The organism is Paenibacillus sp. JT22N1 (genome assembly GCF_059692155.1).
Map to the genome: position 1 here is coordinate 204663 of NZ_JCAUAW010000009.1, position 12204 is coordinate 216866.

At 44.0% G+C, this 12204-nt stretch carries 4 protein-coding genes and 1 pseudogene; all 5 read right to left on the bottom strand.

Translation table 11 applies throughout. The features are described 5' to 3' along the window. Positions 1–216: 216 nt before the first annotated feature. Positions 217–4116 carry a discoidin domain-containing protein gene (locus tag AC58UU_RS18630; RefSeq protein WP_497318127.1) on the bottom strand — a complete coding sequence of 1300 codons (3900 nt, stop codon included), beginning with the start codon at positions 4114–4116 and terminating at the stop codon, positions 217–219. Between the two features lie 467 nt (positions 4117–4583). Beyond that, positions 4584–4781, bottom strand: a pseudogene (locus AC58UU_RS18635) (macrolide ABC transporter ATP-binding protein); the annotation flags it as partial. A 314-nt stretch (positions 4782–5095) separates the two neighbouring features. Continuing rightward, positions 5096–5656 (bottom strand): S-layer homology domain-containing protein, encoded by a 561-nt coding sequence (locus AC58UU_RS18640; protein ID WP_497318129.1) that lies wholly within the window; start codon positions 5654–5656, stop codon positions 5096–5098. Positions 5657–5998: 342 nt separating this feature from the next. Then, positions 5999–6394 (bottom strand): helix-turn-helix transcriptional regulator, encoded by a 396-nt coding sequence (locus AC58UU_RS18645; protein ID WP_497318131.1) that lies wholly within the window; start codon positions 6392–6394, stop codon positions 5999–6001. Positions 6395–7011: 617 nt separating this feature from the next. Then, positions 7012–12063 (bottom strand): OmpL47-type beta-barrel domain-containing protein, encoded by a 5052-nt coding sequence (locus AC58UU_RS18650; protein WP_497318133.1) that lies wholly within the window; start codon positions 12061–12063, stop codon positions 7012–7014. Positions 12064–12204 lie beyond the last annotated feature (141 nt).

Genomic DNA, 12204 nt, shown 5'->3' on the forward strand with positions numbered 1-12204 from the left:
AGGTCGAGCCTATCATGCATAATCACAATAATCGTCCGCCCCTGCTCATTCAATCGCCTGAAAATATCCATGATCTCAGCGCCTGTCTTCGAATAGCCAAAACAAAAAGAACACGATAGCCCATATTGGGTTCCGTGTTCTTTGTTTGTGAACTACAAATTTTTCTCATAGGAAACTGACGATTCTCATCATTCATTCAACTTGGTTACCAACTTGTTATCCCTGATTGTCGGATTGATCATGAGGTACTATGACGGTAACAGATTCAACCGTTTTGTTACCAGCTTTATCGGTAGCTGTATACGTGATGGTATAGATGCGCGACTTCTCCGCACGTAAGCTAAAGGAAGTGGCCGCTGTGCCGAAATTGGCCTGAATGTCGCTTTGGCCGCTATCTGGTTGATTGCTCGTTATGGACGTTAATACCACGGATTCAACGTCCGATGTAGCATCACTAGGATTCAGCGTGGCATTGATCGTAACCATTTTATGATTCGCTGGCCAAATCGATGTCTTATCTAACTGGACGGAAAGAGCTGGAGCTGTCTTGTCGACTTTAAATTCGACGGTTTTGAGATCTTCTACATTGCCTACCATATCCTTGCTGCGGTATCCGAGCTTATAAATTCCGTCACCGAAAGCTGGAATGGAGCCAGTGTAAACGACCCATTCACCGTCATTCACTTGGTATTCCGTTGTTACAGAGCCTTCGTAAACACTGGCGCTTACAGATAAGTTTACGGTCACATCCGTCGTGTACCAGCTGTTCTTGCCGCTAGGCGCAGCCGGACTTAACATTGCGGTGGTTACAGGAGGAACCCCCTTTAATACGTTAAGTACGAACGTCCTTGTGTCCGAAACAGTACCTTTCTTGATCGTTGCTAATAGCCTAACAGTCGCATCTGATTCGAAAGATAACGGGCGGGTTACCGTACCGTTCGCGTCGATGACAGATATAGCGTCACTGCTCCATGTAATTATTGTCCCTTTCGCACCGCTCGTTATCAAATTAACGTTTTTGGTTACACCTACTTCGCTGTCACCTTCCGCGTAGCCGATAGCAAGACTCGCTTTATCCAATGCGACGTCTATCAGGTCGGATTCAACCGTAATTGATGTGGATCCTTTTACTCCACTGCCGTCAGTGGCCGCTGCGACTACCTTTACTGTACCTCCTTTTATTGCCGTTAGTAATCCATTGGCATTTATAGTTGCTTTATCCGTTGCTGTGATACCATCGGCCTCGAAGACGTTCCATGTTACTCTGCTGTTTGCATCTGAAGGGAGGACGTTGGCCTGCATTTGCAGCGTACCATTCACGGAGAGCGAATTTGCACCGCCTTCGCCATGTACAGAGATCGATGTAACTAATGACTGTCCATTAATGATCAATTCTGTTATGTTCGGTTCTCTTCCCCAACCATTTGAATCTATTTGAGTGGCAGTGATATAAAGCCTTATTTTTAGTGCAGTAATATTTACGAAAGAATGTGTGACCGACGAATTTATCGTTGTTCCAGTTACAATATCGACCCAACTTGATCCGTTATAATATTGCACTTTATACCCGGCTGTCCTGTTTAAATTTTCCTTGATTGTTACTTGATTGATCGTTTTATTTGTTCCGAAGTCCATTTGAAGCCACTCATTTACTCCGGTTCCGGACTGCGGCGACCATTGTGTGCTGGTGTTTCCATCTTTCGCTTTGCTGGGCGTAAAATCTGAATTATATTGACTCGATGCAGTTGCATTTGCACTCAAAGAAAGATTTTGGAAGTTTTGAGGCACACGTTCAATATTCAATTCGGCAGCAGAAGCAAAGCCCCCATGTCCACGGGCAGCTGTCAGTTTCACATAAGTTGCTGATACTGAATTAAAAGTTGCGATCTTTTCCGCTTTATCATCCGCCCACGTTCCGGATACTGCATCCGTAAACGTTACACCATCCGTGCTTGTAGAAATCGTGTAATCCGTAATATTACCATTGGATTCACCATTTTGCCTTGGCAGGTACCTTAATTTCGTAATGCTGTAGGTCCCCCCAAGATTCATCGTTATGGATTGAGGAAGATTGGCCATTGGAGACCATTCAGTATGCCAGATCGTTCCACTGTCCCCGTCAATCGCTTTGCTTGCCTCATTACCGCTATGTTGGCTGGTTGCAGTGGCTGTCATTTGTGATTGAGGGATGTCGTTAGGATTAGGAACTACAGGAACATAATTGTTGTTTCTTGTTACCGTAAAACCTTGAGACGTGTCAATTTTGTCGGTATTCGTATACATATAGGACAAAGTTATACCTTTGGTTACCCCACTCTGTGCAAACGTATTTCCTGATATAGTTACATTTTTTGAACCTTTTGCATTGATCTGAACCCCCCCTTCCTGAGCGATGTTATTGGTAAAGTTGAATCCGTTGACGCTTCCTGCAAAGATCGAGGTGGTTCCTCCCGTCTTATAAAATGAATTACCGCTAATACTGATGTTGCTGTGCACGGTCTGATCAGGGTTCGTGGAAGGCGCGCTAGGCGAAATGTCTATGACAGAATTCCCATTGTTATTGAATGTATTATTGCTTATGGTTACGTTCCTGACCATACCGGATTCATACCAACTGCTGGCATCATCGGCAATCAAGATCGCACTCATTTCCATTCTGTTGAATCTATTGTGATCAATTAGAACGTTCCCGCGAGTCGTCACCAGGATGCCTCTTGTAGGAATGGATTCAAAAGTTGAATTGCTAATTGTGACATTCGGGTTCCACGTTGCATTTTCCACAAAGTAATCATTAACGGTTATCGAGCTTGGAACATTTTTATCAAGGGTAAGCAGGATATTATTGTCATCTACTCGAGTCACACCGGTTACGATAGCGCTGTCAGAGGATAGAAGTGTTGAACCCTTTATAAAATCGATACTGTCATTAACCGCAAAAGCATCAAATCCCCAGCTCTGCGAGTGCTTAAATCTAACCTTGATCTGGTTGGAGGCCGGTTTGTCGACAATTTGTAGATGAGTACCGTGAATATTGATCGGATCATCATGTGCTCCGAAGAAGTTGGAATTGTTTACCGTTATTTGGCCTTTGCAACCCGAAATTTGCATGAAATCGGCCATAGATGCGTTTGTCCGCCCACTTCCCGTTTTCGGTGCGAAATTTAATTGATCAAAGGTAAGGTTTTCACTATACTGCCCTACGATGCCTAGTCCAGGAGCAGCGTAGAAGTTTACCCCTGTCCAGGTTACATTCTTACTCCGGTAAATAAAAGCACCCTGTTCTTTGCGAACGTCGTTTCTAAGCTGATAGACGTGTCCAACGGTTATTTTGGGGGCGGTGGCGTAATTAAATCTTACTCTCCTGTCTCCTAAATCCTGCGCGCTAGAAGCGTTCGCAATGGGATTGGATGCTCTCCACGTCTTTTTGGTATTTGGATCATATTCTTGCACTTGAGTGACGTTTGCGTACCCTCTCGCTACCCAATTGTCTGCAGCAGCGCCAGTGCTGTCAACCTCACCTGTCCATTGAAGACGATTATTTACAATCTTATACAAGGAATCCGGATGAACATTCATTTCAATATAATTGCTGCCAACTGCTGCCACCGTCATTTCGGACATAACCGGCCGTTTGAAATCAAAGCTAATGTTATTCATGTTCACATTTACGGCATTGTCAAATACAATGGGCGTCATCACGCCGTGGAACATCAGCGTCGTATCGTTTCCCCGTATCGTCAAGTCGTTGATGTTATTAATCAAAAGTCCGACCTTTCTCCACCCTCCTGGCGTTTGTGTTGCAGTCGATGCATTGGAAATATAATATTGAGCATCCACGGCAGACGAATCCTTGAAGTTATATGTCGCTGTCGGAAAATCCAATATGACTGGTTTCGTAGCATTTCTGGCGGCCGCAATAGCTTCATTAACTGCAGGACCCGCATCATCCCCGGAATACGTAACGGTGATGACCGAATAATTAACACCACCAATTGTTTCCGTGGTTTGGGTATAATTTGCAGAAGCAGCATTTGCCTTCGGTGTCTGAATAACGATTGTGAAAATAACTGCAAATACAGTGAGAATCAGATACGTAGAAATTGAAATCTTTTTCATTTGAAGCATGTTAAACATACTTTTTTCCACCCTTCTTTTTCCTGAAAATAATCTCAACATGAATTTGCTGCATTTTCCATAGAGAAGCCTCTGGCTGAGTTTGTCCCCCCTTAGCTAAACAAGTTTATTGTAAGCATAAATAGATTATAATCCATTACAGGTAAAACGCTTTGTAATTTTAGCTGAAACTATTTGTAATTTGTTATCATCTTACAAACCCGAATAAATGCGCTTGCGTGAGAAATTTAATGTTATTTTGATGAAGGAGGTCCATTTGTCTTTTATCTATACTCCGCCTCTAGATTGCATCACATGGTTTGATTTGTAAAATTGTCTTCACAATACTTCCTGATTGTTCACTGTCTCTTGGCCTTGCACTAAGAAGTGCGCAAAAAAACCGCCATATGAATAGGCGGTAAATGTAACATACTCCTATAACAAAAACTTCGTTAGACGATACATATAATTTAATGCACCAATCTCCCATCCCGAAACCTCACAATCCGCTTGGCCTGCTCCGCAACCTGCCGATCATGAGTAATTACAATAATCGTCCTGCCCTGCTCATTCAGCCGCCTGAAAATATCCATGATCTCCGCACCCGTCTTCGAATCCAATGCCCCGGTAGGTTCATCCGCCAAAATGATCGGAGGATCGCCAGCCAAATAAGCAAAATTTCAATAGATTAGCCCTCCTTTTTCCACTTTATTTCTTGATGGTCGCTCCGCTTGGAGAAACCGAATTAAAGGAGTCAGAACGCTTTGATAGGGAAACAACATGCCGAAGAGCATGCAGAAACGACTTAGGCACTTCGTTCTTGTCATTCATCAGCGCAGGCTGATTGTGACGGTTGGCTTCAACCCAGTCATCCCATTCTTTTTTTCCACTTATAGGACCCTTCTCAGCTTCTCGGACTAAAATAATAATAGAAAGCAGACCTGTACGAATGTCACAGATCTGCTTAATGATGAAGTGAGGATTAGTCCAAGCTATCCAATAATGTTTTTATTTGAGGGTTAAGGTTCAATGCATTCAGAATGACCATAAGCGCCTCCGAACGTGTGGTGTTGCCATGCGGATCAAATATTCCATCGTTCTTGCCGCTGATGAGGCCAGCTTCTGCCGCATCTTTGATTTGATTCACTGCATAGGAGCTTGCGCTTGCCAAATCTCTCATCTTTTCGGCCCAGTGTCCTTTAATGTCAGACAGTTCAATTTTCGAATTAGATGTCAGAACTTCCGCTACCTTAGACTGGATAGTTTGAATCAAGTCTTTGACACTAACAATGTCGCTATGAAATACATTGCTATTTAACACATCATTCGGGTTCTTGTTGGTTATATTAGCTGAAACCTTACTGTTGCCAGAAATAACATTAGACGCTAACTGCGAATTCACCAGTTTCACGCTGTCCAGTGCAATTTCGGCCGATCCTTGACTAACTGCTTGAAATGTCAGCTTTGCCAGTGTCACATCCCCGTTCTTGCTTGGAACATTGCCTGTTTGCGTGTTCGCAATTTGAATTTTGTTTCCTTTCACAAGACCTGGAAAAGATAAAATAAATAGTTGCTTGTTTCTCTTGAAGGTTTTGATAAAATGTGATTGTCTCAAATATACTCACTCCCTGGATGATCGTATTTCCTTCTAGCTAAGTTCTCTCTTTATTTTGGGTGGTTTGCTATCCATTCATGCTGGTGCCATTTCGACGCTTTTTGAACTTGCTCTTTAATCGAATCATAGAATGAATTTACGCGAAAAAACACTGTCCAATTTAAATAATCCGACAAAATAAACATGTAAAATTTAATTTTTGTTGCATATCTCACGCAACAGACAAAAAATCACCGCTTATTCCCAATAAAGGACATAAGCGGTGAGCTTTTAAGATTTCATTATCGTTTTCTTCAGAACATATTCCTTCGGTGTTAACCCATATTTCTTTTTAAATAGTTTATAAAAATAACTTTCATTTTCCATTCCGATCTTCTCAATGATCTGGACGATGGTGAAATTTGAATGCTCCAGCATCTCTCTTGCCTTCTCCAATCGGACTCCGTTAATATATTCTTTCCCCAGGTATACGGATGACATTTTCAGATTTTCTGCTATAAGCTGCAAGCTTAAACCAGGATCCGAATAACTTTCCTCAACGATTCCTTTGACCGTTTTTATAAGAATGGCATGCTTCTCTATATTTGAATGTCTGACCATTCCTACTTCATGAGAAAGCAATCGGATAAGCTCGCCATAAATCTCTTCCGTGCTCTTTGATCTCATCTAACATACTTATAATGGTCTTCTCGGCATTCTTTATATTTCCAGTATTCATCGCTTCAGCCAGCTTTTTTTTCAAATGCAAAGAATAATACACTTGTTGATTTTCGCAAACCTGTATAACTCTTGATCTTTATTGCTTTTCATAACAAAATGATTGTATTGATCGAATTTAATGACACATACTTCCAGTTTCCCTCCGGAATCGAACACTACGCCTCTTGTGGAACCCTTTTCTGCTACGTTCATCGAAAGTAATTCCATCGGTAAGGGCTTCGAATTCACATCGATACGAAGATCTTTCTGTAATAACGATTCGATTCTTTCTTTCTGCGAGGGCAGTTTTTCGTTCTCCAGATGATTATCCTTGTTGGTATCAAATTGTTTCAGTATGTCTCTTTCATCAAAAAAAGTTCATAGTCAATCACGTTTCCTTTAACTTATACCGCCGAGTAACCCATACTTTGAGTATGGGCAAATGAAGTGCTGGCATCCGCAAAAAATATGATAGTGATTATGAACAAGGACAGGAATGTAACAAAATGGATGAAGGGGAGAAAATTGATCTCCCCCCCTCGTGTCATGCCTTTATTCTCTTGGTTTCAAACACTTGAATTACTCTACTTTTGTGTCAATACATATTGAGCGTCTCGCAGCAAATATTCAGCCGCTTCGCTTGAGATGTGCTTCCCGCTTTGAGCCTTCACTTCATTCACAAAGCTGTTCAGATTATTTTTCTCCAATTTCGCCTGCAGGCTATTGGTAATACCGGCATTATCGATCCCATTGTTATTAGCAAAGCGTGTCACCAATGCCTTTAAAGTATCGATGCTGGCTATCGTCGTAAACTGAACGGTCTTGCTTACCTGGTTGCCGGCCAAGTCGCTGGACGATACATCAAGCGTATGCTGCCCAAGCGGCAACGTATAAAGCGGGATCGCCGCTCCGATTTGGTAAGAATACGTATCCAGCGTCACCGTCGTCTTGCTGCTGTCCACACCCGACAAGATATCCGTCAATGCAATCTGAGGCGTCAAATCCACGGAATCTTGATAAATGCTGTTGGCTCCCGGTACGGCCACCTCGACCACAGGGGCGGCTGAATCCAGGTTGAAGCTTACCGATTTTCCTTCTTCTTGATTGCCGGCGTTATCCGTGGAGCGGAAGTTTATCGTATGTGTTCCGTCTTGATCAAAGGTTAACGGCGATGTGTAAATCTTCCACGTAGTCCCTCCATCCAGACTATACTCCGTCTTCGCTACGTCCGACAGATTGTCCGCAGCGTTCAGGCTTACCGCAATCGGATGCACGTACCATCCGTTCAGTCCATCCGGCTCGGCAGGTGTTATCGCTGCTTTTGTTTCAGGAGCTTTCTTATCCATACTAACAGATACCGTATGCGCTTGTTCCACGTTGCCTGCTTTGTCTACGCTCCAATATACAAGCTTGTGAACACCTTCTTCTGACAATACGACGGAAGCTCCCGTTTGCTTAGCTCCATCGTCTACCGTGTAGTAGGTATTGGCTACACCCGATCCGTTATCGCTTGCGCTTAAGTTTACCGTGACATCTTGATTGACCCAGCCGCTTGGCGCATTGTCCGTTGTCGTTGGCGGTTGTTGATCAACTCCAGCAATCATCAATTGCGTTACTTGGTCCTGAGTCAACGGACCGCTAAATACGCGAACGTCGTCCAACAGTCCAGTGTAAGCTTCTCCGCTGGATTCATTGGCTCCCAACACGATTTTATTCGTTACAATCGGAAGCGGTCCGAGATTCGTTGCGTCGCTTGCCACTACCTTACCGTCGACATAGACCTTCAGCCCCAATGCGTGATCGTAGGAAGCCACATAATGATGCCAGTTGTTATCGCTGTAGGTCCATGGAAACGATAGCATTTTAAGATTAGATGAACCATTGGGCCAATAGGCCACTTGAGCTTGACCCCCGCCTTTTAACTGTAGGGCCGTGAAACGCTTATCTTGACGGAAAAGGTTCATGTAGCCAGTTGAAGGCTGAGAAGTCTTGAACCACAACGACACGGACTCGTCACCCGTTTGATTCAAAGTTGCCGAAGGGTTGATCTCGGCCCTTGAGCCACCGCTGAAAGCAAGCGCTCCGCCGAACTTGCCCGAATTGGTCCAAGTTGGGTTGTTAACCAGAGTTCCGGTGTTGCCTTTGCCTGAAGAATCTCCAGCGGTTGTACCGGAGCCTTCATTGAGCTTCCAGTGGGCTACTAGTTCGACAGGCTTTGTAGATACGTTGATGCTTGTTGTCAATGGAACGCTATTCGGGTTTAGGACTCCAGTAGGCAGAGTTACTTCTCCTGTTACGGTGAAGGTCTGCGCCGTCATGGCAGTTGGATCGTAGCTTGCACTATTTAAATCCCAATTCACACTGGCATCCACTTTTCCCGTATCGGTTACAAGAGCTACTTTTACCGGCAATCCAAGAGCTGCCGCTGTCTTCGCCGTTCCGATGGGCGCTCCTGTGATGGCTGCCGGCGCTGTGATGCTCATGAGATTCGATGGCGGCACTTCAGATAACTCAAACCAGTTAATGTTCCAGCCGCCTGTATTGATGGCCAGCCTTATGGTATGCTTGCCGGCATTTAAGTAAACCTTGTCGGATACGGTCTTCCAAGTTTGGAAGCCACCGGTTGACGGCAACGATGTTATTTTATTCGAAACATTATCTACTAATAAATTGACGATGCCTGTACCAGAGTTTACTGCTACCCTGTAATCTACTTTGTACAATCCCGATTTTTGAACATTTACAACGTAGTCCATCCAGTCTCCTGAATCAGTCCAGCCTACATCCTTTGTCCCTTCCGAGCTGTTCTCTGTTTGAATGCCAGACATACTAATGTAATTTTCCGCTTCTATTTTTCCAGGTATTCCCTGAGCAGAGTTTACAGTTACGCTAATGCTTGTTGTCAATGGTACATTGTTCGGATTAAAGACTCCCGAAGGCAGGGTTACGGTTCCTGTTACTGTAAAGGTCTGCTCTGTTACCTTTGTTGGATCATAACTTGTGCTGCTTACATCCCAAGTCACACTGGCATCCACATTTCCCGCATTGGTTACAAGGGATACTTTACCGGGCAATCCAAGAGCTGCCGCTGTCTTCGCCGCTCCGTAAGCTGTAACGGCTGCGGGCAATGGTATGCTCATGAGATTCGTAGGAATCGTAACCGTACATGTAACAAATTTTCCGTCAACCGTTGCAGCGGTAATCGTGACTGTGCCACCAGTTTTTCCTGTTACAAGCCCATTACCGTCTACCGTCGCAACAGTAGGATTACTGGAAGACCAGGTTACAACTTCATTAGCATCTGAAGGCATAACCTGTGCAGTTAATTGTAAAGTTTGGTTCTGCTCAACAGTTGCCTGCGTTTGGTTCAAAGTAATACTACTCGGCCCCGGAGTAAGAGCATAAGAATTACCTGCGCTCGTATTAAACGTATACAGACCTCCGCCGTTATTTGTGGTAGCGACCGGGACACCGTTATTGGTAACCTGGAGCGGATGGCTCGGCCATGGATTCATCACGGAAACCGTTTTGCCTTTTTCACTCACGATGTTTACATTCTGAATCACGCCGAATGAAGTAACATCCGCATCGACCAAGAATGCACCTTTGGCTCTTAACCTCTTGAATTTCGCCGCTTTATCCGTGTACCAATTTGGGAAGATCCGAATAAAATCTTCCTGACTCTGAAGCATGGCTGAATGGATGAACTCCATAAACTCGCCATTGCCATGGAGACCCCCAATTGTGTTGTTCTGCCTTAATCCGTGCCAGTTTTCAAGCGGATGGTTAAGAATATCTGATTTAATATGAGATACCGCTTTATCAATCGGATAGCCAACCCTATTTGCATATGTTCCGTAAGTAGGCCTATCATAGTACGCTAAATCCAATGAATTGAACGCGATATCTTTTAAATATTGGGGCGATGAAATGCTAATTTGCTCTGCCGGATAAATTAATTCCAAATCCGTATAATTGAGAAAAGAAGTTTTTGCTTCATTGCCAACAAAAACTCTTTTTCCGTTTTGAATTGCAGTCGGATAATCGCTGACATTATCATAAATATCTTGCCAGGTTGCCCGCATATTCGCATCTACGCCCAAATCTTGGCTAGTGGTCAACAAAGCTTTCATGACAAACTTGATCAGCGCTAAATCCAGAATTGGATTTCTACCATAACTATGTTCATTCGTCGAGCCATAATCGACATATTTACCGTCAACCTTGGCTCCGAGGTGACTTACCCAGAAATCGCCCAAAGCTTTAATATAAGGATAACCTTGCGTTCTCAACCAATTGATATCCTGATTGTAATAATAGTTCCAAATGAGAAGAGCCCCAGAATAGGATGCATTTAAAACCTGACCTCCGTAAAAATTATCCGACAATGTCCCCCACGGGGCAAGTCCGACTTGATATAATATACCTTGTTTCCCTTGGCTCTGAGCATTAATCCTTCCTTGAGGCATGTAATCGAGCAAGGGCTGGAAGACGCCATCGGATAACTCAGGTCTATTACCTACGAAGAAAGCTTCGTTCTGGCCCAAATATTCCGCATTCAAGTGATAATCGCCTTGCCATCCGGGAAAGTCACTTAGGCAGAATGGGTATTGACCTGCAGGAGTAAATCCGGCCCTATTGATGGAACCAAATTGGTACAGTGCGCCATAGTAAGCCTTATCCAGAAGATCATCGTACGTTCTTACATAAGACTTGAGCCAGAATTGCTTCCACCAATCCAGGTGCGCCGTTTTAAGACCTGCAACAATGGAATCGTTCAACTGTCCTGCTCTTGCTTTTGCATCCGCCAAATGGGTTGTGGCGTTTTTACCGCCTTTAAGCACCGTATAAATTTTGACGGTTGTACCCGGCACTAGCGTAAAGGTTGCCGTACTCTTACCAAGATTATCTGTTGTTTCCGTAACACTCGCACCTTGAATCGTGGCAGCGATTGCATTTCTTGTCGTCCATCTTGCACCTGCCCCCCCATTAGATGCCCTCGTTGCCCACAATATTCCGGTCGTACTGTCAATTCCGGCGGTGCTGGGGAATGCTGCTTGATTGTCCGCCTTTGCCCATATATCGACCGACATCGGTATGGAAGCGGTGCCATCCGTCGACAGTTCGGTTACCATTGTATTTTCAGTTGCTGAAACATAGGTTACCGTTTTGAAATTAGACTGTGAAGTAGCCGTTACCTTTGCGTTTAAGATATCCTGCTCCTGCCTAAAAGTGCCTGTTGCGGAAGGGGCAGGTTTGTTACTGTCAGGCCCAATCGTAATTCCCCCTGTAGTAATAGCCCGAATGCCGCTTGGTCCGTCTGTCCACATGTCGCTTTCACTGATACTGAATTTTTGCTGATTCGTATCTCCCACAAGTACGACTTTCATGTCTCCGTTCCCCATAATGGGGCCATCTGGTGTAAAATCACCACTATTCGGAACAATGGAAGGAGCCGTATACACTCCCGTCATATTTTGAAGAAACCCCGAGACTTCAGGCCAATCATCTACATTTGCTGCCATTACTTTATTACCACTGAAAGGGAACAAACTACTTGCACTTGACAACAAGAGTGCCAGTGAAAGAGTTAGAGAGACTGCCTTTAATTTACTCTTACCTTTGTCATTCATCATACTACCTCCCATTTGTAATACCATTTAATTGCGTCTGTTTGTAAACCCCTTCTGCGACTGTGCCAGCACTCGACATTTTTCATATCTTCCTCATAACGAAGTAGGATAGCTCATGAATTGATCTATACCACAGTATCACCC

Bases quoted from the DNA above. Each gene is read 5' to 3' on its own strand.
- AC58UU_RS18630 (WP_497318127.1), bottom strand. From the start codon at position 4,116: ATGAAAAAGATTTCAATTTCTACGTATCTGATTCTCACTGTATTTGCA.
- AC58UU_RS18645 (WP_497318131.1), bottom strand. From the start codon at position 6,394: ATGAGATCAAAGAGCACGGAAGAGATTTATGGCGAGCTTATCCGATTG.
- AC58UU_RS18650 (WP_497318133.1), bottom strand. From the start codon at position 12,063: ATGATGAATGACAAAGGTAAGAGTAAATTAAAGGCAGTCTCTCTAACT.